The organism is Caballeronia zhejiangensis (genome assembly GCF_000698575.1).
Lineage (GTDB): Bacteria > Pseudomonadota > Gammaproteobacteria > Burkholderiales > Burkholderiaceae > Caballeronia > Caballeronia zhejiangensis.
Genome location: NZ_JFHD01000010.1, coordinates 34,847 through 55,667 on the forward strand (window position 1 = coordinate 34,847; position 20,821 = coordinate 55,667).

A 20,821-nucleotide genomic window follows, 5' to 3' on the forward strand; every position below is an offset into this window, starting at 1 on the left:
CATGCTGCCTCATGCCGATTGCTGGCGGTCGTGCTTTTCGCTCCTAGTTTTTTGTGCTTTGAATTAAGACGCGGATTAGCGCTTTCCTATCTTCGACGCTCTACTATTCGTTGCACGCCAAACGAGAGAACGAATAGCAGCCATGCAAAAGAAGCGCATCATCCTTGCGGCCGCCATGATGTCGATGAGCCTTATCGCATTCATGTCGATGAGTAACAGTTACAGCGCCGCCGATACGTTCCCGATCGCTCGTGCGGCCCCGGAGCAGGTACAGGTGTTTCAGCAGTGAAGCAGTAGAAGCAGTAGAAGCAAGGCAGTATCCGCAGCAGCAGTAAAACGTGACGTGAAAGTGATAAAAGAGCCGGACGTGTGCGCAAGCATCCGTCCGGCTTTTTTATGCGCGTCCGAAACGCATGCAACGCGCATGCGCCGGCGCACATTATTTCGATGGAACGCCTTGCGCCTGAGCATTTGCCGCCTACACTTAAAGTAGTTTCTCAACTGCTTCGAAGGAGGCAACAATGAGAACGAGAACACGCGAAGTCGTTCGCCTGCTCGCGACGTTCCGCCACTCGGCGCGCTGTCGGACGTTGCGTGCGGCGGCGGCGGCGCAGGAAGCGCGCGATCTCGCCAACGAGCCTTCGTCCGACGACCCATCGGAAGACGATGAGCGCGCCGAGTCCGAAGCGCCCTCCGTCGTTCGCAAGCCTCATCCGGGCATGCACTGAAAACGCTGCGCTCAGACGCCCGCCGGATTCCTGAACGGGGAGAAGCGCCAGTGGCCGCTCGCGTCCTTGACCGCGATCGCGCCGTGCTCGTGCAGCATTTCGCCGATCGCGCCCGGCTTGATGTCATCGTTGATGCGGATGACGAGCAGCGTGCGCTGTGGCGTGGCGTCGTCGGCGGCATGAGACGCGGGCGGGCGCGGCGAGACCGGCTCGTGCGGCACGAACCGATTGCGCGCGCAGATCACGCCTTGATGCTCGCCATGAGCGACGTACTCCGCATCGTCCTCGTCGTGCGCGGGCGGCAGCAGAGCATCGATATCGCTCTCGCCACGTCCGGCCCGATAAAGATGCGCGTCGTCGCGTCGCAAACCCGCGAGCTGCAATGCGCGAAGCGCGTCGTGTCCGTCCCGATAGGATCCGAACACACCAACTATGACCTGATTCATCGTCGCCCCCTCTGTCAGTCCGAATGAGTCGCGGACCGGCAATGTCTTCATGCGCGGTCTTTCGCAGTCGTGATCCGCGCTCTTTCGATTCGTCAGATGAAGTGCAGCAACACGCGTTCCCGAATGAAGGTTCTGAAAGGAGCGCCGAGGATGACCATTCGTCCGCAGGTTGCGACCCCAACGCCGATCACCTAAAGTAACTGAGCTTCTTTCCCGGATCCGCGCGTCACGCGACGCGCTCTTCGCGAGGTTCGAATGATTGCGAAAGCCTGTGCTTGGGTGCTCGTGCTGATGGCAGGCTCCGCAGCGGCGGCGCCTTGCTATAACGATGGCGATGTCGTCACGCTCGAAGGCACGGCGACGCGCCAGTCCGCACGCGAAGGCGATGCGTCCCCCAAGCCCGCGTGGGTGCTATCGCTGTCGCGTCCGGTGTGCGTGATGAGCGCGAGCACAGGACAAGGCGGTCGCCAGCAGACGAATGTGTCGGCGGTGCAGATCATCGATGCGACGCCCACGGAGAACGCACGCATTCAACTGACGGGCAAGCTCGTCACGGGCAATGTCAGCGCTTACTACGCAGTGCCCACGGCAATCTGGGTGCTGAAGCAGCGGGTGCTGTCGGGACAATAGCGGGTACATAGCGCCGCGCGGCCCGCAGGGCGATGCTTCGAAACCGGCGAGAAGTACGAACGATCAGGCGGCTTTCGCGTGCGCCTGATAGCGCCAGTATTCAGCGACGACGATATGCAACGGCTGATTCTCCAGCTTGCGTTCCTCGCCGAATCGCAGGATGGCGTCGAGTTGTGCGCCAGTGCAACGGAACGCTTCGCGGCGCATCGCCGTCTGGTTTTTCTTGTGCGTGGTCATGGCAATCCTTTTTCTAGGACCTTCCCCGACAGGGCAGGCTCGTTCGAACGGGGCGGCCCGTGCGCGCGAACACTGTCTGCTGCTTCCACATTAGGCCGGAGCCGCGCACGCGCGACCGGTCGTTAGCGCACATAGCCGTCGAGACATTGCAAACAGCGCAAAGCGCGGGCCAGGGTGCGGAATCGCTTCGTTTCCTTGCGCCGCTGGAATAAAGCCTTCGGTTGCGACGTTTAGCATTCATGGAACCGCGCTCCATGACAGACGCGGAACGAGGAGGAGCCTGTGAGCGTCGATCAGCTCGCGCAGGAGGAACTCGCGCACATCGGCCGGATGATCGCGGAGCTTGAGCGCGTGGCGGCGAAAGCACGCGGGGAGCCGATGCGGCATGCCGTCATGCAGCAGGCGTACTGGCAACGGCGTATCGATGCGTTGATCGATGCGTCGGCGAACGCGCCGTTGCGCCGCGACGCCGACGCGCTGCGCGAGCGTCTGGCCGATGTTTTCGCCGATGCGCGCGCACGAAACACCGGGTACGCGGGACAAGCGGCGCGGGAGACCGGCAGCAGGAAGTGAAGTGAAGCGTTGGGAGGCGGCGCGTGTGCATCGAGGCACGCGCCGCCGCCGCGTCAGCCCGTCTGCTCGACGGGCGTCACGTCGATATCGAGCTTCTGCGTGCCGCGCAGCACCGCGATCTTCACCGGCCTGTCGATGCGCGATGCGTCCAGCGTGCGCTGCAAACTGTCGACGCTATCGATGGCGACGTCATCCACCGCGACGATCCGATCGCCTGTGCGCAGGCCGCCGAGCGCGGCCGGACTGCCTTTGACGATCTCCATCACATGCACGCCGCTTGCCGACGGAAGCGCGAAAAAGCGCTGCACGCGCCGCGAGATCGGCGTCGTCGTACCCGCCACGCCGATATACGCGCGCCGCACGCGCCCGTACGCGAAGATCTGCATGATGACCCACTTCGCCGTATCGATCGCGGTCGCGAACGAGATGGCCTGCGCGCCGGCGATGATCGCGGTGTTCACGCCGATCACCTGGCCTGCCGAATTGATGAGCGGCCCGCCCGAGTTGCCGGGATTGAGCGCGGCATCGGTCTGAATGACGTCATAGATCATGCGGCCCGAAGTCGAGCGCAGCGTTCGGCCGAGCGCGGAGACGACGCCCGTCGTGACGGTCTGCGCGAGCCCGAGCGGATTGCCTACCGCGATCGCGATCTGTCCTACGCGAAGGCGGCCCGAGTCGCCCAGTTCGACATGCGGCAGCGGCTCCGGCGAGCCGATGCGCAGCACCGCGAGATCGCTTGCGGGATCGTCGCCGACGAGATCGGCGTCGAAGCGCGTGCCATCGGCGAGCGTGACGACGATATGCGTCGCGCCGTGCACGACGTGACTATTGGTCAGCAGATAGCCGTCGGGCGTGAAGATGAATCCCGAGCCCGTGCCGCCGACACTGCGTCGCGCGCCGCGCGCGTCAGCCAGTTGACGTTCGACGGAAATGAACACGACTGCTTGCTGCACGCGCTCCAGCGCGCCGATGACGGTGCGCGAATAGGCGTCGAGCAGGGCCCCATCGTCGATAGCGTCGATGGGGTCGAGCGGGGTGGAGGGCGCGGCGTCCTGCGCCCCGCGCGCAAGATCGTCGATGAATTGAGGCCGGCTTCCCATGTTCCTTGAACTCCCGATGTCTGGATGCGGACATGCGGGTCGCCGGAGCCGATTTCAAGAGATAGTTGCGTTTGCAAGTAGTTTCATCGGACCCAGCGTTTCGACGACCTCGCGCTGTGCGTCGTCGCGAACGAAGAGCGAGCCGGCGAATCCGAGCGCATTCACCGCGACGCCCTCGACATGCGATACGCTGCGCGGCACCGCGAGCATCCATCGACGCGTGACGAGCAGGTTATAAGGCGCGCTTTGATGTTCGACGCCCATGACATCGAGCGGTTGCACGCCGATCGCGTTCAGCAGTTGCAGATAGGTTGCGTGCACGTTGGCGATGCTGTCATCGTCGAGCCATGCGGCTGCGTGCGCGAACGCGAGTTGCGGCACGCGAAAGATGCCGCTCGTGCGCGCCGCTTCGATGGCCGCTTCGATCGGCAATGCCTGACCATCGAGCGGCAGCGGCACCATCTGCAGATGCTTGTGCGGCTGGCTCGATCCGGCGATGCTGCCGCCGTTATAGAAGCCGAGTGCATCGAAACGATCGAGGCAGGCAAAGAGCGCGGCGAAGTCGTCCTCGCTGATGAGCGTCTCTTGCGGCTCGAAGTCCGTCGTCACGATCAGCAGATGATGCGCGAGCACGTTGAACTTGTTGAGCAACAGAAAATGCCGCTCGCCGATATCGCCGACACGCAGCGCTTCCTCGCATGGCGAGAATGGATCGCGCCATGCGCTCGCGGCATCGGCGGCGGACTTTGCCGCGAGTTTCGATGCCTGCTCCTTGCGCGCGATATTAGCGGCCTGTCGTACGAGAAAGCGCACGCCGCCATCTTCGATCACGCTTTGCGCGGTATCGAACGAACGCAGTGCGCCGCATGCGAGTGCGCGTTCGGTTTGCGTGATTACGTCCTGCCACGAAGGGGTGTTCATGTGCGTCATGCTGCTCCTTTTCCGAATGCGAATCGTTCGAACGCATCCGGAGATACTCGCATAAGCGTGCGCTGCCTGCATGGTGATACCCAAGCACGGTGACTTGCTTCGTGCGTGTTGAAAAGCGTTCCTGTGCGCGTCGTCTATATTGGATTCATGACGCTCCGATATGGAGGTGCGAGATGAGGCGCATCTATTTTCTGCTGCCGAGTGTGGCGAGCGCGAAGGGGATCATCGACGAATTGCTGCTGAAGCGAATCGAATGGCGGCATATCCATGTGCTTGCGCGGCCTCATGAACCGCTGGAGGATTTGCCTCAAGCGACACTCGTTCAACGCACCGATCTCTTGCCTGCGCTTGCTCGCGGAACGGCTGCAGGAGGCGTGACGGGCGCGCTCGCCGGACTTGTTGCGATGGCATTTCCGCCTGCGGGTTTGACGATTGCCGGCGGCGCGGTCGTTTGCATGACGCTCGCGAGCATGGGCTTCGGCGCATGGGCCGCGACGATGATCGGCGTGGGCATTCCGAATACGCGTTTGCGGCGGTTCGAGCATGCGATCGACGATGGCGAATTGCTGATGATGGTCGATGTGCCGAAGGATCGTGTCGAGGAGATCGAGGCGCTGGTGAAGAGTCATCATCCGGAGGCCGATGTCGAAGGGGCCGATCCTACGATTCCGGCTTTTCCTTGATTTTTTCGCTTTCGCCGGATCCCGTCTTCTAAGTGGTCTATTAGCACAGGGGCAGTGCTAATAGACCGACACGAATACGGGATCCAGCGACACCTCCCGAACAAACGAACAAAAACCCAAAGCCAAAAACCGCAACCATATTGATGCGATAAGATCACATCCCTGGAACCGCTCAACCCCAGCCAGAACGCACAAAGAAACGAGCGTTCACAAACCCAGGAAGAAAAACCCGATGCGCCGTGTGGTCTTCAATCAAAAGGGTGGCGTAGGCAAGTCCACCATCGTCTGCAATCTCGCCGCGATCAGCGCTTCCCGGGGCCTGCGCACACTCGTCATCGACCTCGATCCGCAGGGCAATGCAAGCCAGTACCTGCTAGGCGAACAAGCCCGCGATGCACAGCCGAATCTCGCAAGCTTCTTCGAATCCGCATTGAGCTATAGCTTTCGCGAACCGGCGTTCGAGTCCTTCATTCATGCAACGCCATTCGAGAATCTCGACATCGTGCCGTCGCATCCGAATCTCGAAGCGCTGCAAAGCAAGCTCGAATCGCGCTACAAGATCTATAAGCTGCGTGACGCATTGAAGGGACTGCAACACTACGACGCCGTCTATATCGACACGCCGCCCGCGCTCAACTTCTTCACGCGCTCCGCATTGATCGCCGTGGAGCGCTGTCTGATTCCATTCGATTGCGACGACTTCTCGCGCCGCGCGCTCTATTCGGTGCTCGATAACGTGCAGGAGATCCGCCACGATCACAATCCGGATCTGAGCGTCGAAGGCATCGTCATCAATCAGTTCCAGCCGCGCGCAAGCCTGCCCCAGCAACTCGTCGACGAACTACGCGGCGAAGATTTGCCTGTGCTCAATTCGCATCTGTCGCTCTCCGTGAAAATCCGCGAGAGCCATCAGCACGCGCGGCCGATGATCTATCTCGAACCGCGTCACAAGCTCGCGCAGGAATACGTCGCGCTGCACGAGGAACTGAACGGCTGACGCGCCGCACTACACGAGAGCGCGGGTAAGTCGGGAATAAATCGGCATCACGCACGTTCTCGCAGAAGACAGGCGCAATCCGTCGCGCCTTCTTTTTCGCCAGAACATGAATATGACCACCGTTCCATCGCAGGCTTCGCACGGGTCTCTCACGGCGACTTCGTCCGGGGCGCCTCCATCGACAGAAAGTCTTTCCGGCATGGTCGCGTTCGTGCGCGCCGCCGAGTCGGGCAGCTTCGTCGCGGCAGGGCGCGCGCTCGGATTGTCGGCTTCGGCAGTAGGCAAGAGCGTGATGCGGCTCGAAGCGAAGCTCGGCGTGCAACTGCTCAATCGCACGACGCGCAGGATCGGCCTCACGCACGAAGGCGCACGTTTCTTCGCGCGCTGCAAACGCATGCTCGCCGATCTCGAAGAAGCAGAGAACGAGCTGTTCCATTCGACGTCGTCGCCGCGCGGACGCCTGCGCATCAGCGCGCCGTCGCTCGGCACGCGGCTATTGATGCCGCTCGTGCCGGACTTCAGGCGGCGCTATCCGGACATCGAACTGGATATCGAATTCAGCGATCGCGTAGTCGATGTCACGCAGGAAGGGTATGACGCGGTGATCCGCACAGGGCGTCTCGCCGATTCGCAATTGCTCGCGCGCCCGCTCACGCAATACGGTCCGGTCGTGATTGGCTCGCCCGCATACTTCGCGGGTCATGGCGAGCCCGCGACGCCCGGCGATCTCGATGGCCATGCGTGCATCCGCTTCCGTTCTCCGGCGAGCGGCCGTCCCGAGCCCTGGCGTTTCGCGCGTGACGATCACACGTTCGCAATCGATCCGCACGCGACGCTCACGTTCAACGACATGGAAGCCGTGCTCGCAGCCTGCATCTCCGGATTGGGGCTCGCGTGCGTGCCGGATTTCGTCGCGAAGAGCGCGATGGACGGCGGCATGCTGCGCGCGGTGCTCGGTGCACACATGCGTACGGAAGGCGTGTTTCAGATTCTATGGCCGCCGAGCCGTCACGAAGCGCCGCGCTTGCGCGCGTTCATCGATCACGTCGCGCAACGTCTGGGCGGCCTGCCGTCGCACGAAGTGCGGTTTCGCGCGGCTTGAAGTTCAGCTTTTCTTCGTGGTCTTCGCGACGAACGGCGCCGGTGCGTGCGCGACCTTCTCGCTGCCGCACTTCGGGCATTTGAGTTGCACCGTTGCATGCTCGACGATGTGCTCCGCGTGCTCGAAGGTCTCGCCGCAATCCTGACAACGGTATTGATAAGTCGGCATGGCATCCTCCCGCGCGCGACCGGTGATCCGGCGCAAGGCACGCCGGTTCCACTCATTCTAGTTCAGCATTCGCGCGTGAAAATCAGTTGACGACGCGGCGCACGAGCGGCGTTTCCGGCGTCGGATAGCCGGCTTGCCTGAACGTTTCGATGATCGTGCGATTGGTGTCGAAATAGACCTGCCAATAGTCGTTTGTATTGGTGTAAGGCCGCACGCACAGAAGCGGTCCTTCCGGCGTGAACGACAGCACTTCGACATCGGGCGGCGGCGTGGTCGCCACGTTCGGTATCTTCGCGACGGCTTCCTTCAGACGCGCGATGGCATCGAGCGGATCGACGCCATTCGCGATCTTCGCGCTCAGTTCGACGCGCCGATGCGGCAGCAAGCTGAAATTCCAGATCGTGTCGGAGAAGATCTTGTTGTTGCCGATGATGGCCGCGACGTTGTCGGGCGTCGTGATGGTCGTGCCGAAAAGACCAAGCTCAGTGACGGTGCCGGTCACGCCGCCCGCGGTCACGAAATCGCCCACTTTGAAGGGCCGCAACACCTGCATGAACACGCCTGCCGCGAAGTGCGCGAGCAGCCCGCCCCATGCCGTGCCGATAGCGAGACCGAGACCCGCGAGCAACGCCGCGAAAGACGTCGTCTGCACGCCAAAAATCTGCAGAATCGCGAGTACGAGCAGCAGATTGAGAATGACGCCGACGATGGAGCCGAGATAATGCGCGAGCGTGGGATCGACGCGGCCGTTGCGCGAAAGAAGCTTGCGCATCGTGCTCGTGACGAGACCGATCAGCCAGCGCCCGATGATCCACAGCGCGATCGCGCCGATCACCATGATCGCGAAATCGACGCCGCGCGTCATGATGAATACACGTACGGTTTCGATGTTCATGTCTTTCTCGCGTGCGTGGTAATTCGTCAGAGAACACGTCAAGCCGGGAAAACATGCCGCACAGGCCACACGAGTTATAGGCGATGCACCGCGTCATCGCAAGAATTACAGGAATGTTTAGTGCTGTCGGAAGGATCGACCGCTCGTTGCACTATCCCTCAGGTCCATTCTGCCTCGTCGGCATTCTGATCGGGCAGGGTCAATCCCGACGCGGGCAACGGCAGCGCGGTTTTATAGCGCACCTGTTTGAGCGCAAAGCTCGAACGAATGTTGGAAACGCCTGGCATCTTCGTGAGCCGTTCCAGGATGAAGCGCTCCAGCGCGGCGACGTCGGGCAATACGACGCGCAACAGGTAATCGGCATCGCCCGTCATCAGATAACACTCCATCACTTCGGGCCGCTCGCTGATCGCTTGCTCGAAACGGGCAAGCGCATCCTTGATCTGCTTTTCCAGACTGACCTGAATGAAGACGTTGATGGAAAGCCCGAGCGCTTCCGGATTCAGCAAGGTGACGTGCTGCTTGAAAAGGCCCGCCTTCTCCAGCGCGCGCACGCGGTTGAAGCAGGGCGTCGGCGAAAGATTGACGGCGCGGGCGAGTTCCGAATTGGTGATGCGCGCGTTTTGCTGTAGCTCATTCAATATGCCGATGTCGATGCGGTCGAGGCGCTGCTTCGAGTGTGCTGTCATAGTCGAAAGATTCCGGTTTTTGGCGTTTCCGAAGAATAAACACACTACAGCAAAGGGAGAAGGCAGCCAAATGAGACGCACATTCTGCGCATCAAAGGATATGCTTGAGCGTATTCTCTAGCCAACGCGGAGTCGCGCCATGACGGACTTGTCGAGCGGTACCACCCAGCTTCTTTCCATTGCCAAGGGACGCGAGGACATCGATCCCGGCGAGACCGCCGAATGGCTGGAGGCGCTCGATGCGGTCGTCGAACACGTAGGCAAGGATCGCGCGCAGTATCTTTTCGACCGGCTCGCGGAGCACGCGCTGTCGGTGGGCGTCGAATCGGCGCGGGCGCGCGCGACGCCTTATGCGAATACGATTCCCGTGGCGCAGCAACAGCCTTATCCCGGCAATCTCGACATCGAGGAAAAGCTCGCCGCGGTGTTGCGCTGGAATGCACTCGCGATGGTCGTGCGCGCGAATCGGGCTTATGGCGAACTCGGCGGCCATATCGCAAGTTATGCATCGGCGGCGGATCTTTTCGAGGTCGGCTTCAATCACTTCTTTAAAGCCGCGAATGAAACGCATGGCGGCGATATCGTCTACTTTCAGCCGCATTCGTCGCCGGGCGTCTATGCGCGCGCGTTTCTCGAAGGCTTTCTCGGCGAAGAACATCTGAAGCATTATCGGCGCGAGATCGCGGGACCGGGCTTGTGCTCTTATCCGCATCCCTGGCTGATGCCGGATTTCTGGCAGTTCCCCACTGGGTCGATGGGCATCGGTCCTATCAATTCCATTTATCAAGCGCGCTTCATGCGCTATTTGCAGAACCGCAATCTCAAGAACACGGAAGGCCGCAAGGTCTGGGGCTTCTTCGGCGATGGCGAAATGGACGAGCCGGAATCGATCGGCGCGCTGTCGCTCGCAGCGCGCGAGCAACTCGATAACCTCGTGTTCGTCATCAACTGCAATCTGCAGCGGCTCGATGGCCCTGTGCGCAGCAACGGGCGCATCGTCGATGAACTCGAAGCGCAATTCACCGGCGCGGGCTGGAACGTCATCAAGGTCTTGTGGGGCTCGGACTGGGACGCGCTGTTCGCGCGCGATCGCTCCAATGCATTGCTGCGCGCATTTGCGCATACCGTCGACGGCCAATTCCAGACTTTCTCGGCGAATGACGGCCGCTATAACCGCGAGCGCTTCTTCGGGCAGAATCCGGAACTCGCGGCGCTCGTCGCGCATATGTCGGATGAAGATATCGACCGTTTGCGCCGTGGCGGTCACGACGTGCGCAAGCTCCACGCCGCTTATGCGAAGGCGCTTTCGCACAAGGGCCAGCCGACGGTGATTCTCGCGAAGACGATGAAGGGCTTCGGCATGGGCGCGGTGGGGCAGGGCCGCATGACGACGCATCAACAGAAGAAGCTCGATCTCGACGATCTCAAGCAGTTCCGCGATCGTTTTCGCCTGCCGCTCTCCGATAACGATGTCGAGCAGCTCAAGTTCTACAAGCCCGCGGATGACGCGCCCGAAATGCGCTATCTGCACGAGCGTCGTGCGGCGTTGGGCGGTTATCTGCCGCGACGGCGCGCGAAGGCTTCGCTTGGCATCACGCCGCCCGCGCTCGCTACGTGGGGCCAGTTCGCGCTCGACGCATCAGCGAAGGAAATGTCCACGACGATGGCTTTCGTCCGCATGCTCGGCAGCTTGCTGAAGGACAAGACGCTCGGACCGCGCGTCGTCCCTGTGGTCGCGGACGAGGCGCGCACGTTCGGCATGGCGAATCTCTTCAGGCAAGTGGGCATCTATTCGCCGCTCGGCCAGTTATACGAGCCGGAAGACATGGGCTCGATGCTCTATTACCGCGAGGACACGCGCGGGCAGATTCTCGAAGAAGGCATTTCGGAGGCGGGCGCAGTGTCGTCGTGGATCGCGGCGGCGACTTCATACAGCGTGCACGATCTGCCGATGCTGCCGTTCTACATCTATTACTCGATGTTCGGTTTTCAGCGCATCGGCGATCTGATTTTCGCGGCCGCGGATCAGCGTTCGCGTGGTTTTCTCATCGGCGCGACGGCGGGCCGCACGACGCTCGGCGGCGAAGGCTTGCAGCATCAGGACGGCACGAGCCATCTCTCTGCATCGACGGTTCCGAACTGCCGCGCTTACGATCCCGCGTTCGCGTACGAAGTCGCGGCTATCGTCGATGAAGGCATGCAGGAGATGATGGAACGCCAGAACGACGTGTTCTATTACATCACGGTGACGAATGAAAACTACGCGCAGCCTTCCGCGCCCGGCAGTGCGCTGAATGCGTCCACGCGCGAAGGCATTTTGCGCGGCATCTATCGCATCGGCGGCGATGCCAATGCGCAAGTGCAATTGCTCGGCTCGGGCGCGATCCTCAACGAAGCGATCGCCGCGCGCATGATGCTCAAAGACGACTGGAACATCGACGCCGCCGTGTGGAGCGTGACGAGCTTCACGGAGCTTCATCGCGATGGCGCGTCATGCGAGCGCGCGGCGCGCCTCTCCGACGACGATGCGAGCGTGCCCTTCGTCACGCGCGCGCTCGAATCATCGCGCGGGCCGGTGATCGCGGCGACGGACTATGTGCGCGCGGTGCCCGAACTGATTCGCGCGTATGTGCCGCGCCGTTACGTCACGCTCGGCACCGATGGCTTCGGCCGCAGCGATACGCGTCAATCGTTGCGTGAGTTCTTCGAAGTGGATCGCGTATCGATCGTCATCGCCGCGCTGAAATCGCTCGTGGACGAAGGCGTCATCGAGAAGCAGTCGTTGAAGGCCGCGCGTGAAAAATACGGCAAGACGCAGGAATCGCACGACGCGCCCTGGCTGCGCTAAACATCCTTGCGGGCCGCATCGAGCAACTCGCGCACTTCGTCGTCGCTCGTCTGATCGAAGTCGATGTAGAACTGCCCGACGCCGAAGTATCGATGCGGCCGCATCACGCAGACGAATTCATCGACGATATCTTCCACGCGCGCTTCCGAATCGAGCGGCGCAACGGGCAGCGCTGCGACGATCTTCGACGGGCGCGCATGACGCAAGGACATCGCCGCGGCCTTCATCGTTGCGCCGGTCGCCATGCCGTCATCGACGACGATCGCCACGCGTCCGTTCATATCGAGCGGCGGCATGTCGCCGCGATACAGCGCCTCGCGCCGCTCGAGCTCGGCGCGCTCCATCGCGATCACGCGATCGAGTTCGTCTTTCCCGACGCCTGCATATTCCACGATGCGCTCGTCGAGAAAGAACGCATCGCCGGATGCGATCGCGCCCATCGCGAGTTCCGGCTGCACCGGCACGCCGAGCTTGCGCACGACGAGCACATCGAGCCGTGCGCGCAATGCACGTGCGACTTCGTATGCCACGGGCACGCCGCCGCGCGGCAATGCGAGCACGGTGACGTCGTCACGGTCCGCATACGCGCCGAGATGCTGCGCGAGCTCGCGGCCCGCTTCCCTACGGTTCTCGAACACTGAGTTCATGTCGCTCGTCCTTTCAGTCCCGATGTCTTGCGATGAAACTCGTCGCGCCTTCGAGACCTTCATCGCACACCGCGCGATATCCGCTCGCGCCTTCGCGCTGCAAGGCGCGGCCCAAGTCGGCATCGAACGCGTTGTCGTGCGCGGAGCATAAGTCGGCGCGCAACGCGGCCTGCGGCAGCGCGGCCAGTTCCCATGCGAGCGCTTCGGCGACATTGCGCGCTTCGCCCGCCGGCGCAATGCGATTCGCAAGGCCGATAGCGAGCGCTTCGTCAGCATCGACGGCGCGGCCAGTGAGGATCAGATCGAGCGCGCGCGACATGCCGATGAGACGCGGCAGCCGTATCGTGCCGCCATCGATGAGCGGCACGCCGACGCGTCTGCAGAACACGCCCAGCACCGCGTGTTCCTCGACGACGCGCAGATCGCACCACGCGGCAAGCTCGAGTCCGCCCGCGACCGCATGACCGGCGATGGCGGCGATCACGGGTTTGTGCAGCGTGAGCCGCGTCGGTCCCATCGGGCCGGGGCCGCTGCCGTCGGCATGGATCTCGTTGCGGCGCGAGTCATCGTTGAGTGCGGACAGATCAGCGCCCGCGCAGAACGTGCCGCCCGCGCCCCATAGCACGGCGACGGATAACGCATCGTCGGCATCGAAGCGCTCGAACGCCTCTCGCAATGCGTCGGCCATGGAACGATCGACGGCATTGCGACGCGCGGGCCGATCGAGCACGACCGTGACGACACGCGGATCGCGCTCATGCGATTCCATGCGTACGTGCTCGCCAAATCGTTCGATGCGTGAGGTCATGGCCACTCCGTTTTGCACGCGACCAGTCTTCAGAATACTCGCCACGCAACGCGAACGTGCATCGCATCGCATGCTTGCGATAAGCCTACGACGTCCCTTCGCATCGAAATATTTGGCTCTTGCGCGGTGCATTCAATGCCATGCAACGGGGCACTGCACCAAGATCGGGCGCACCGAAAAAGTTAGCGTCGCGGCCCGTTGCACCATGCCAATCCGCGCTGCGCAAAGCGTCTGCACCGTTTGGATGCCGTCTGCGCCAAGTTGGCCCGGAACTTGCAAAACGTGCGCCTCTTCCAGACCAATCGCTCGAATCATGCAGGCACTCCAATCCGGAACCGACACTCTTTTTCTGCTGTTAGGCGCCGCGATGGTGCTTGCGATGCACGCAGGTTTCGCCTTTCTCGAACTCGGCACCGTGCGCCGCGAGAATCAAGTGAATGCGCTCGTGAAGATCCTCGTGGACTTCGCCGTGTCGACGCTTGCGTACTTCTTCATCGGCTACAACATCGCGTACGGCGTGCAGTTCATGCACAGCGCCGATATCCTCGCGCAGCACAACGGCTATGCGCTCGTGCGCTTCTTCTTTCTGCTGACCTTCGCCGCGGCGATTCCGGCGATCGTGTCGGGCGGCATTGCGGAGCGCTCCAAGTTCAATCCGCAACTGTTCGCGACCTGCGTGATCGTCGGCTTCATTTATCCCTTACTGGAAGGCGTCGCGTGGAACGAGCGTTTCGGCATTCAGGCGTGGCTCACGCACGCGTTCGGCGCGCCGTTTCATGATTTCGCCGGCTCGGTCGTCGTGCATGCGTTCGGCGGCTGGGTCGCGTTGCCCGCCGTGCTGCTGCTCGGGCCGCGTCACGGGCGTTATCACAAGGACGGGCGCATCGCCGCGCATCCGCCGTCGAGCATTCCGTTTCTCGCGCTCGGCGCGTGGGTGCTTGCGGTCGGCTGGTTCGGCTTCAATGTGATGAGCGCGCAGACGGTCGACAAGATCAGCGGCCTCGTCGCCGTCAACTCGCTGATGGCGATGGTCGGCGGCACGCTCGCCGCGTGGTTCGCGGGCCGCAACGATCCGGGCTTCACGTATAACGGGCCGCTCGCGGGTCTCGTCGCGGTATGCGCGGGCTCGGACCTCATGCATCCGCTCGGCGCGCTGATCGTCGGCGCGGTCGCGGGCGTGCTTTTCGTACAGATGTTCACCTGCGTGCAGAACCGCTGGCGCATCGACGACGTGCTCGGCGTGTGGCCGCTGCACGGCATGTGCGGCGCGTGGGGTGGCATCGCGGCGGGCGTGTTCGGGCAGAAGGCGTTCGGCGGCATCGGCGGTGTATCGATCGGGTCCCAGCTCATCGGCACGGCGGGCGCCGTCGTGCTCGCGCTCGCGGGCGGTGCGCTCGTGTATGGCGCCATCAAGATGACAGTGGGCCTGCGGCTCGATCGCGAAGAAGAGTTCAATGGCGCCGATCTCGCGATTCATCGCATATCCGCGACGCCCGATCGCGAAATGGCCGGCTGAAGCCGACGCTCGCGCCGGGTCCACAAGCCCTGCGACGAGTGGCCAGGCATGCGCCTGGCTAAATGAGAAGAAAGGCCGCCGGCGACCGATGCACTCGCCGCGTTTAAAGAGAATGCCGGCGTTTTCTTCATTCTTCATACCGCTCCGACTCCTCGCCGGTTACGATATGCCGGTCGACTTCCTCGGAGACGCAACGCTTGGACTCCACAGAGACCGCGACATTCGATCTGCCGCTGCCTGCCCGCAATTTCGCATCGATGCGCAAGGTGCTGCTGCTCGTATTGGGCGCATCCATCGTCATTCCGGTCGCGTGCCTTTGCATCTACGGCTACTACGATCATCAGCGCCGCTTCGCCGATGCGCGGGAACTCACGGAACGCCTCACGCGCGTCGCCGACGAGCACGCGCTGAAAGTGATCGACCTCAATCAGCAACTGGAGACGCGCATCGTCGATCTGCTCGGCGATAGCGACGACGCGCTCATCAAGAGCCGCGAAGCGGAGCTGCATCGCACGCTCGACGACATGAGCGGCACGCTCGCGCAGATCGCGGCGATCTCCGTGTTCGGCGAGAAAGGCGCGCTGCTCGCCAATAGCCGGTGGTATCCCGCGCCCGCGATATCGATCGAGGATCGCGACGATTTTCAGTCCGCGCGTGCGGTGGCGCCCGTCACGTACTTTTCGTTGCCCTTGCGCGGCAAGGTGGCGCGCTCGGATGTCTTCACGACGACGATGGGACGCATCGGCCGAAACGGGAAGTTTCTGGGCGTCGTGTCGATTGCGTTGAAGCGCGACTACCTCACCGATTTTTATCGCGAACTCGCGGCGGGCGACAAGGCGGTCGTCATCGGGCTTTATCGGCGCGACGGCAATATCCTCGCGCGCTTTCCGGCCGCCATGGAGAGCAGGCAACCCGCGACCAATACACCCTTTACCGCCGCGTTTCGCAACAACGAACTTTACGGCAGCATGCGTCTTCGTTCGACCGTCGATCACGTCGATCGCTTGCTCGCGTTCAGACGCGTGGGCGACTATCCGCTCTATGTGTCGACGGGCTATGCGGCCTCCGCTGTTCTCGCTCGCTGGCGCAATCACCTTGCGCTCGTCGCGACGATCGCGCTCGTGCCGTGCATCGCGGTGTGGCTGCTGATCCTGTTCTCGATCCGCCGGCTCAATGCCGAGCAGGCCGCATGGGAACGCTGGCAGGCCGAAGTCGCGACGCGCCTTTCCGTCGAGGCGTCGAGCCGGCAATTGCGGCGCATGGGCGCGCTCGGCAATCTCGTCGCGAACGTCGCGCACGACTTCAACAATCTGCTGATGGTCGTCGGCTCGAACATGGAGCTTGCCCGACACAAGCGCTTCAACGACGTCGAAAGCGAAGTGCTCGCGGTGGAACGTGCCACGGCCGGCGCCGAATCGCTCGCGCGGCGGCTGATGAGCGTCGCGCGCAAGCAGCCGCTGAAACGCGAGCTCGTCGATCCCGCCGACTGGCTGCGAAGCGTGCTCGATCTCGTGAAGAAATCGGTGCATCCGTCCGTCGCGGTGACGCTGGAGTTATCGCCCGATCTGTGGCGCGTCATGGCCGATCGGGTCGAACTGGAGATCGCGCTCGTGAACGTCGCGGTGAATGCGAGCGATGCGATGCCGCACGGCGGGCGCGTGCTGATCCGTTGCCAGAACGCGCGCGTGCGCGGCGCGGAAACGGATATTCCCGATGGCGAATACGTGCTCGTCTCGATCACCGACAACGGCGAAGGCATGACCGAGCAAGTGCAGCGCCGCGCGTTCGAGCCGCTCTTCACGACGAAGCAGCGCGGCGCGGGCACGGGCCTCGGCCTCACGCAGGTGCTCGCCGCGTGCGAGCAGGCGGGCGGCACGGCGCGCATCACGAGCGTGGCGGGATCGGGCACGACCGTGCGCCTCTATTTGCCGCGCCATCATGGTCCGGCACCGAAGGAATCGAAGGCCTATGTGCCGCCCGATGTCGAGACGCCGCCGATCGTGCCCGTATCCGATGAAGAAGACGAGCCGTTGCGCGGCACGTCGGTGCTGCTCGTGGAAGACAACGCGGATGTCGCGGCGGGCGTGACGGCGGTGCTCGAAGTGCTCGGCTGCGCGGTGCATCACGAAGAAAGCGCCGATGCCGCGTTCGCGCTATTGGGCGAAGGTTATGGATTCGATCTCGTGTTGTCGGATGTGCAGATGCCGGGCCGCATGAACGGCATCGATCTGGCCGAGCAGATCATGTCGCGTTTGCCATCGCAGAAGCTCGTGCTGATGACGGGTTATGCCGATGAACTCGAACGCGCGAAGCATCTCGGCGTGCCCATTCTCGCGAAGCCATTCGACATGGACGATCTGCTCGATCTCATCGCGCCGGGCGTGCCGCATTGATCGCGACAGGCGCGTGCCGTGATGCCGCTACTTGCGCACGGCACGCGCGCCGACGAGCGGATTGAACGCCGCGCGCTTCGGCTCGGCTTCTTCTTCCGTGCTCTTCTTCGCGGCGCGCGCCTTCGCGCGCGGCGGCGATGGGTCGCCGCCCAGTTGAGTCAGGAGATCTTCGTCGTCCTCGGCTTGCGCTTCGTCCTCTTGCATCTCGCGCGCGCCGCCCGCGAGATGCTCGACCACGGAGATGAAGTCCTTGCGTGCGTTCTTCAACGCACGTCCCGGCATCATCACGAGCACGACGGCTTCGTGCACCGTATGGCCATCGACGGTTTGCAGCGTGCCATCTTCGTTCCAGTCGATGCTGCTATTCGCGTAAGCCGCGACGACGTGATGCAGCACCGCAGGCGACATCACGCCCGCATCGTAAAGCCCGACGATCTGCTTTTCCGCGAGCGCGAAGAGACCTGGCGCGCCGCGTGCCGACTTTCGCGCGGCCATTTATTTCGCGGCGGGCGCGACCCGCCACACCGTATTGCCGATATCGTCGGCGACGAGCAATGCGCCTTTGCCATCGATCGCCACGCCGACAGGACGGCCGAGCGCATGACCATCCGACGACAGAAAGCCCGTCAGAATATCTTCGGGCGGTCCTGAAGGCTTGCCATTGTCGAAGGGCACGAAGATCACCTTGTAGCCACTTCTCGGCTTGCGATTCCACGAACCATGTTGACCGATGAACGCGCCATTTCGATAGCGTTGCGCAAATGCGGTGCCGTCATAAAACGCGAGACCGAGCGAAGCGGTGTGCGCGCCGATCGCATAGTCCGGCGCGATCGCCGATTGCACGAGATCCGCGCGTTGCGGCTTCACGCGATCATCGACATGCTGACCGTAATAGCTGTATGGCCAGCCATAGAAAGCGCCGTCTTTCACGGAGGTCAGATAGTCCGGCACGAGGTCGTTGCCGAGTTCGTCGCGCTCGTTGACCACGGTCCAGAGCGCGCCGCTCTGCGGCTGCCACGCCATGCCGTTCGGATTGCGCAAGCCCGTCGCGAAGAGGCGCGACTGCTTCGATTCGATATCGACTTCCATGATCGCCGCGCGGCCGTTCTCCGCGTCGATGCCGTTCTCCGCCACATTGCTGTTCGAGCCGACCGTCACGTAGAGCTTCCTTCCGTCGCGGCTCGCGATGATGTTCTTCGTCCAGTGATGGTTGATATCGCCGGCAGGCAAGTCGATGAACTTCTCGCCCGGCGTCGTGATTTGCGTCGTGCCGTTTTCGTACTTGAAGCGCAGGATCGCGTCGGTATCCGCGACGTAGAGATCGTCGCCGACGAGCGCCATGCCGAACGGCGAATGCAGCTTGTCGATGAACACGCTGCGCGTTTCAGCGATTCCGTCGCCATCGGCATCGCGCAGCAGCATGATGCGGTCCGGGCTTGGAACGGCCGCGCCCGCGCGCTTCATCACCTTCTTCATGACGAAGCCTTTGATGCCGGCGTTTTCGTCGTGCTTCGCGGGCGCATTGCTTTCGGCGACGAGCACGTCGCCATTGGGCAGCGTCGCAAGCCAGCGCGGATGTTCGAGCCCCGTGCCGAACGCGGTCACATCGAAACCCTCGGGCGCGATGGGTTTTTGTCCCTGCGCCCAAGGTTTGGCAGGCGCGATGTTCACCGTCGGCATCATCGCTCTGCGCGGTGCGGGCAGCGTCGGGTTCGGGCCAAAGTCGTTCGCGTAATCGTCGGCGATGGCCGCGCCGCTCGCGAGCAACAACGCGAGCGCGACCGTGCCTGCCAGATGGCTCGGATGCGTTTTCAAACGTGACTCCTGAAACGTCGATTCAACCGCCGCCGATGCCTTGCGTCACCTTGCCCGTTCCGCCGCACGTCTTGCAGTCGGCGCCTTCGAGCTTGCCCGAGCCGTTGCAGTCCGGACAGATGTCTTCGCCGGTACCGGGCACGCCGGGCTCGGCTTCATCGCCGGGATTGAGAGGAGGTTCTTGCGCCATTGCTGTCTCCTTTGAGCGGGTCGCATCGTCTTTTAGCGGGAGCAAGAGACGTTCCTCGTGACGTTGCGAAGCGCCCGCATAATGTGGACGTCCGTTCTGGTACGCGCGATGCTCGCACTATCGTGCGGCGCAAGCCGCGGCTTTTAACCTACGCGATGACTTAGCCAGGAGGGCTTCATGAGCGGAAATCAAAAGCAAACGGGCAATCAGCCATCGACGCCCAAGCAGCACGGCCAGCAAGACCGGTCGCCGGGGCAACCGCAACAGGATCAGCAGAGCGGTCAGCAGCAGCAGAATCAGCCGTTGCCACAGCATCAGGGCGGTCAGCGGCAACCCTGATCTTCATGGAGAAGCGGTAGCCACGCAACGCGCGCGGCCTCGTTCCGACGAGGCCGCGCGGACGTTTCAGGGCTTGCGTCCGAACGCTTCGCGCAAGCGTTTTTTCGCGCGTTCCAGCGTGCTCTTGCGCGACTTCGGCAGATTGCGCCCCGCGCGATTGATGTAGAAGTTCAGCATCGACATTGCCGATTGAAACGGCGAGCCCTTGCGGCGGGTGCTGCGCGTCGACGAGCGCTTGAGCGAATCGGCGATTTCCTGCGCGTTGCCGGTCTTGAAGATGTCGCGCTGAATATCCATTGCATCGCTCGTTTCCATCACATGATGCGACCAGCGATGCGTCGTGCGCTCCGGCTTCTTGCGGACGCTCGCAAGCGAATGCCGCTGGCGCGTGCTGGGCCGCTTGCCGCTATTCTTCTTTTTCGCTGCTGTCTTTGCGCTCGTTGTCATAGTCATTCCCTCAACGCTATTTCCGATGACGCGCGACGAGCCGATGTGCATCGCGCAACGCTTCGACGATTGCCTTGTATGCACGCTCGCGTGTTTCCGGATCGGGCGCGCGCAACGCGAACGAAGGATGATAGGTCGCGACGATCGCATGTCCCTCGTGTTCGAGCGCGTGCCCCATCGAGGCCTGCAGGGTCGCCTTCGAATCGCGCAACACGGACTTGAGCGCAGTCGAGCCGAGCGCGACGATCACTTTCGGCGCAACATCGCCTGTCTCGCGATCGAGCCAGTAATGGCAGGCATCGATCTCGCGCTGCGCAGGCGTCTTGTGCAGACGCCGCTTGCCGCGCGGTTCCCACTTGAAGTGCTTGACCGCGTTCGTTACATACACCTCCTTGCGCGCGACGCCCGCTTCTTCGAGCGCGCGATCGAGCATCGCGCCGGCAGGCCCGACGAACGGCTTGCCCTGCAAGTCTTCCTGATCGCCCGGCTGCTCGCCAACGATCATGATCGGCGCATGACGCGGACCGTTGCCCGGCACCGCTTGCGTCGCGTGTTCCCAGAGCGCGCAACGCCGGCATTCGTCGAGCGATGCGGGCGTCTGTTGCGGGTCGATATCGGCGCGTTTCGTGGCCATGTTCGC

The 20,821-nt window shown here is 62.7% G+C and carries 25 protein-coding genes; 11 read left to right on the plus strand and 14 right to left on the minus strand.

What is annotated here, in order from left to right; all coding sequences use genetic code 11:
- Positions 1 to 142: 142 nt before the first annotated feature.
- Positions 143 to 289 carry a hypothetical protein gene (locus tag BG60_RS38735; protein ID WP_160172893.1) on the plus strand — a complete coding sequence of 49 codons (147 nt, stop codon included), beginning with the start codon at positions 143 to 145 and terminating at the stop codon, positions 287 to 289.
- Positions 290 to 521: 232 nt separating this feature from the next.
- Positions 522 to 728: a hypothetical protein gene (locus tag BG60_RS15075; RefSeq protein ID WP_008352990.1), complete on the plus strand. Its 207-nt coding sequence runs from the start codon at positions 522 to 524 to the stop codon at positions 726 to 728.
- A gap of 11 nt (positions 729 to 739) precedes the next feature.
- Here the strand turns inward: BG60_RS15075 and BG60_RS15080 are convergent, their stop codons facing one another.
- Complete coding sequence (locus BG60_RS15080; protein WP_008352992.1) at positions 740 to 1,174, minus strand: hypothetical protein; 435 nt, start codon at positions 1,172 to 1,174, stop codon at positions 740 to 742.
- A 255-nt stretch (positions 1,175 to 1,429) separates the two neighbouring features.
- Between BG60_RS15080 and BG60_RS15085 the strand changes: the two genes are divergently transcribed.
- The gene (locus BG60_RS15085; protein WP_008352994.1) at positions 1,430 to 1,804 is read left to right on the plus strand and encodes a hypothetical protein; all 375 of its coding nucleotides are present in this window, start codon (positions 1,430 to 1,432) and stop codon (positions 1,802 to 1,804) included.
- Positions 1,805 to 1,867: 63 nt separating this feature from the next.
- Here the strand turns inward: BG60_RS15085 and BG60_RS38740 are convergent, their stop codons facing one another.
- Positions 1,868 to 2,041 carry a hypothetical protein gene (locus tag BG60_RS38740; protein WP_160172894.1) on the minus strand — a complete coding sequence of 58 codons (174 nt, stop codon included), beginning with the start codon at positions 2,039 to 2,041 and terminating at the stop codon, positions 1,868 to 1,870.
- A gap of 282 nt (positions 2,042 to 2,323) precedes the next feature.
- On the opposite strand from BG60_RS38740, the gene BG60_RS15090 reads away from it, so the two are divergent.
- Positions 2,324 to 2,614 carry a hypothetical protein gene (locus tag BG60_RS15090; protein ID WP_008352995.1) on the plus strand — a complete coding sequence of 97 codons (291 nt, stop codon included), beginning with the start codon at positions 2,324 to 2,326 and terminating at the stop codon, positions 2,612 to 2,614.
- Between the two features lie 53 nt (positions 2,615 to 2,667).
- Here BG60_RS15090 and BG60_RS15095 read toward each other — a convergent pair whose 3' ends face one another.
- Positions 2,668 to 3,714, minus strand: coding sequence for a S1C family serine protease (locus tag BG60_RS15095; RefSeq protein ID WP_008352997.1), 1,047 nt, complete (start codon positions 3,712 to 3,714; stop codon positions 2,668 to 2,670).
- A 54-nt stretch (positions 3,715 to 3,768) separates the two neighbouring features.
- On the minus strand, positions 3,769 to 4,644 hold the full coding sequence (locus tag BG60_RS15100) for an ATP adenylyltransferase family protein (RefSeq protein WP_008352998.1): 876 nt from the start codon (positions 4,642 to 4,644) through the stop codon (positions 3,769 to 3,771).
- A gap of 173 nt (positions 4,645 to 4,817) precedes the next feature.
- Between BG60_RS15100 and BG60_RS15105 the strand changes: the two genes are divergently transcribed.
- The 3 genes from BG60_RS15105 to BG60_RS15115 all read left to right on the plus strand — a co-directional run bounded on the left by BG60_RS15105 (position 4,818) and on the right by BG60_RS15115 (position 7,426).
- The gene (locus BG60_RS15105) at positions 4,818 to 5,327 is read left to right on the plus strand and encodes a hypothetical protein (protein WP_008353001.1); all 510 of its coding nucleotides are present in this window, start codon (positions 4,818 to 4,820) and stop codon (positions 5,325 to 5,327) included.
- 232 nt (positions 5,328 to 5,559) lie between these two features.
- Positions 5,560 to 6,324: a ParA family protein gene (locus BG60_RS15110; protein ID WP_008353002.1), complete on the plus strand. Its 765-nt coding sequence runs from the start codon at positions 5,560 to 5,562 to the stop codon at positions 6,322 to 6,324.
- A gap of 199 nt (positions 6,325 to 6,523) precedes the next feature.
- Complete coding sequence (locus BG60_RS15115) at positions 6,524 to 7,426, plus strand: LysR family transcriptional regulator (protein WP_008353003.1); 903 nt, start codon at positions 6,524 to 6,526, stop codon at positions 7,424 to 7,426.
- A 3-nt stretch (positions 7,427 to 7,429) separates the two neighbouring features.
- Here the strand turns inward: BG60_RS15115 and BG60_RS15120 are convergent, their stop codons facing one another.
- From BG60_RS15120 to BG60_RS15130, 3 genes are all read right to left on the minus strand, one after another.
- Entirely contained in the window at positions 7,430 to 7,594 is a 165-nt protein-coding gene (locus tag BG60_RS15120) for an FmdB family zinc ribbon protein (RefSeq protein WP_008353004.1), read from the minus strand.
- 82 nt (positions 7,595 to 7,676) lie between these two features.
- Positions 7,677 to 8,489 (minus strand): mechanosensitive ion channel family protein, encoded by an 813-nt coding sequence (locus BG60_RS15125; protein WP_008353005.1) that lies wholly within the window; start codon positions 8,487 to 8,489, stop codon positions 7,677 to 7,679.
- 158 nt (positions 8,490 to 8,647) lie between these two features.
- Complete coding sequence (locus tag BG60_RS15130) at positions 8,648 to 9,178, minus strand: Lrp/AsnC family transcriptional regulator (protein ID WP_008353006.1); 531 nt, start codon at positions 9,176 to 9,178, stop codon at positions 8,648 to 8,650.
- A 139-nt stretch (positions 9,179 to 9,317) separates the two neighbouring features.
- On the opposite strand from BG60_RS15130, the gene mdeB reads away from it, so the two are divergent.
- Positions 9,318 to 12,026 carry an alpha-ketoglutarate dehydrogenase gene (mdeB, locus tag BG60_RS15135; RefSeq protein WP_008353007.1) on the plus strand — a complete coding sequence of 903 codons (2,709 nt, stop codon included), beginning with the start codon at positions 9,318 to 9,320 and terminating at the stop codon, positions 12,024 to 12,026.
- Here the strand turns inward: mdeB and BG60_RS15140 are convergent.
- Together BG60_RS15140 and BG60_RS15145 are read right to left on the minus strand one after the other, a co-directional pair.
- The gene (locus BG60_RS15140; protein ID WP_034471932.1) at positions 12,023 to 12,673 is read right to left on the minus strand and encodes a phosphoribosyltransferase; all 651 of its coding nucleotides are present in this window, start codon (positions 12,671 to 12,673) and stop codon (positions 12,023 to 12,025) included. The two genes, mdeB and BG60_RS15140, sit on opposite strands and share 4 nt — an antisense overlap.
- A gap of 13 nt (positions 12,674 to 12,686) precedes the next feature.
- Positions 12,687 to 13,481 carry a crotonase/enoyl-CoA hydratase family protein gene (locus BG60_RS15145; RefSeq protein ID WP_008353009.1) on the minus strand — a complete coding sequence of 265 codons (795 nt, stop codon included), beginning with the start codon at positions 13,479 to 13,481 and terminating at the stop codon, positions 12,687 to 12,689.
- Between the two features lie 313 nt (positions 13,482 to 13,794).
- On the opposite strand from BG60_RS15145, the gene BG60_RS15150 reads away from it, so the two are divergent.
- A complete protein-coding gene (locus tag BG60_RS15150) occupies positions 13,795 to 14,997 on the plus strand; it encodes an ammonium transporter (RefSeq protein WP_008353013.1) in 1,203 nt (400 codons plus the stop codon).
- A 197-nt stretch (positions 14,998 to 15,194) separates the two neighbouring features.
- The gene (locus tag BG60_RS15155) at positions 15,195 to 17,390 is read left to right on the plus strand and encodes a hybrid sensor histidine kinase/response regulator (RefSeq protein ID WP_008353016.1); all 2,196 of its coding nucleotides are present in this window, start codon (positions 15,195 to 15,197) and stop codon (positions 17,388 to 17,390) included.
- 27 nt (positions 17,391 to 17,417) lie between these two features.
- On the opposite strand, the gene BG60_RS15160 is transcribed toward BG60_RS15155, so the two are convergent.
- From BG60_RS15160 to BG60_RS39005, 3 genes are read right to left on the minus strand one after another with little or no spacing between them, the layout of a single operon-like run.
- The gene (locus BG60_RS15160; protein ID WP_008353018.1) at positions 17,418 to 17,885 is read right to left on the minus strand and encodes a hypothetical protein; all 468 of its coding nucleotides are present in this window, start codon (positions 17,883 to 17,885) and stop codon (positions 17,418 to 17,420) included.
- Positions 17,886 to 19,205 (minus strand): PQQ-dependent sugar dehydrogenase, encoded by a 1,320-nt coding sequence (locus BG60_RS15165; RefSeq protein ID WP_008353020.1) that lies wholly within the window; start codon positions 19,203 to 19,205, stop codon positions 17,886 to 17,888. It abuts the gene before it with no gap.
- 22 nt (positions 19,206 to 19,227) lie between these two features.
- Positions 19,228 to 19,395: a hypothetical protein gene (locus BG60_RS39005; protein WP_008353022.1), complete on the minus strand. Its 168-nt coding sequence runs from the start codon at positions 19,393 to 19,395 to the stop codon at positions 19,228 to 19,230.
- 177 nt (positions 19,396 to 19,572) lie between these two features.
- On the opposite strand from BG60_RS39005, the gene BG60_RS39010 reads away from it, so the two are divergent.
- Entirely contained in the window at positions 19,573 to 19,734 is a 162-nt protein-coding gene (locus BG60_RS39010) for a hypothetical protein (RefSeq protein WP_167561849.1), read from the plus strand.
- Positions 19,735 to 19,800: 66 nt separating this feature from the next.
- Here BG60_RS39010 and BG60_RS15170 read toward each other — a convergent pair whose 3' ends face one another.
- Entirely contained in the window at positions 19,801 to 20,181 is a 381-nt protein-coding gene (locus tag BG60_RS15170) for a DUF3175 domain-containing protein (protein WP_008353024.1), read from the minus strand.
- Positions 20,182 to 20,197: 16 nt separating this feature from the next.
- Positions 20,198 to 20,815, minus strand: a complete 618-nt coding sequence (locus BG60_RS15175; RefSeq protein ID WP_008353025.1) for a UdgX family uracil-DNA binding protein — start codon at positions 20,813 to 20,815, stop codon at positions 20,198 to 20,200.
- Positions 20,816 to 20,821: the final 6 nt, after the last annotated feature.

What these genes read in the sequence shown, in the direction of transcription:
- BG60_RS15170 (WP_008353024.1), bottom strand. Translation starts at nt 20,181, where the DNA reads ATGACAACGAGCGCAAAGACAGCAGCGAAAAAGAAGAATAGCGGCAAG.
- BG60_RS15145 (WP_008353009.1), bottom strand. Translation starts at nt 13,481, where the DNA reads ATGACCTCACGCATCGAACGATTTGGCGAGCACGTACGCATGGAATCG.
- BG60_RS15160 (WP_008353018.1), bottom strand. Translation starts at nt 17,885, where the DNA reads ATGGCCGCGCGAAAGTCGGCACGCGGCGCGCCAGGTCTCTTCGCGCTC.
- BG60_RS15085 (WP_008352994.1), top strand. Translation starts at nt 1,430, where the DNA reads ATGATTGCGAAAGCCTGTGCTTGGGTGCTCGTGCTGATGGCAGGCTCC.
- BG60_RS15100 (WP_008352998.1), bottom strand. Translation starts at nt 4,644, where the DNA reads ATGACGCACATGAACACCCCTTCGTGGCAGGACGTAATCACGCAAACC.
- BG60_RS39005 (WP_008353022.1), bottom strand. Translation starts at nt 19,395, where the DNA reads ATGGCGCAAGAACCTCCTCTCAATCCCGGCGATGAAGCCGAGCCCGGC.
- BG60_RS15175 (WP_008353025.1), bottom strand. Translation starts at nt 20,815, where the DNA reads ATGGCCACGAAACGCGCCGATATCGACCCGCAACAGACGCCCGCATCG.
- BG60_RS15120 (WP_008353004.1), bottom strand. Translation starts at nt 7,594, where the DNA reads ATGCCGACTTATCAATACCGTTGTCAGGATTGCGGCGAGACCTTCGAG.
- BG60_RS15095 (WP_008352997.1), bottom strand. Translation starts at nt 3,714, where the DNA reads ATGGGAAGCCGGCCTCAATTCATCGACGATCTTGCGCGCGGGGCGCAG.
- BG60_RS15150 (WP_008353013.1), top strand. Translation starts at nt 13,795, where the DNA reads ATGCAGGCACTCCAATCCGGAACCGACACTCTTTTTCTGCTGTTAGGC.
- BG60_RS15115 (WP_008353003.1), top strand. Translation starts at nt 6,524, where the DNA reads ATGGTCGCGTTCGTGCGCGCCGCCGAGTCGGGCAGCTTCGTCGCGGCA.
- BG60_RS15130 (WP_008353006.1), bottom strand. Translation starts at nt 9,178, where the DNA reads ATGACAGCACACTCGAAGCAGCGCCTCGACCGCATCGACATCGGCATA.
- BG60_RS39010 (WP_167561849.1), top strand. Translation starts at nt 19,573, where the DNA reads ATGAGCGGAAATCAAAAGCAAACGGGCAATCAGCCATCGACGCCCAAG.
- BG60_RS15080 (WP_008352992.1), bottom strand. Translation starts at nt 1,174, where the DNA reads ATGAATCAGGTCATAGTTGGTGTGTTCGGATCCTATCGGGACGGACAC.
- BG60_RS15110 (WP_008353002.1), top strand. Translation starts at nt 5,560, where the DNA reads ATGCGCCGTGTGGTCTTCAATCAAAAGGGTGGCGTAGGCAAGTCCACC.
- BG60_RS15140 (WP_034471932.1), bottom strand. Translation starts at nt 12,673, where the DNA reads ATGAACTCAGTGTTCGAGAACCGTAGGGAAGCGGGCCGCGAGCTCGCG.
- BG60_RS15105 (WP_008353001.1), top strand. Translation starts at nt 4,818, where the DNA reads ATGAGGCGCATCTATTTTCTGCTGCCGAGTGTGGCGAGCGCGAAGGGG.
- BG60_RS38735 (WP_160172893.1), top strand. Translation starts at nt 143, where the DNA reads ATGCAAAAGAAGCGCATCATCCTTGCGGCCGCCATGATGTCGATGAGC.
- mdeB (WP_008353007.1), top strand. Translation starts at nt 9,318, where the DNA reads ATGACGGACTTGTCGAGCGGTACCACCCAGCTTCTTTCCATTGCCAAG.
- BG60_RS15075 (WP_008352990.1), top strand. Translation starts at nt 522, where the DNA reads ATGAGAACGAGAACACGCGAAGTCGTTCGCCTGCTCGCGACGTTCCGC.
- BG60_RS38740 (WP_160172894.1), bottom strand. Translation starts at nt 2,041, where the DNA reads ATGACCACGCACAAGAAAAACCAGACGGCGATGCGCCGCGAAGCGTTC.
- BG60_RS15125 (WP_008353005.1), bottom strand. Translation starts at nt 8,489, where the DNA reads ATGAACATCGAAACCGTACGTGTATTCATCATGACGCGCGGCGTCGAT.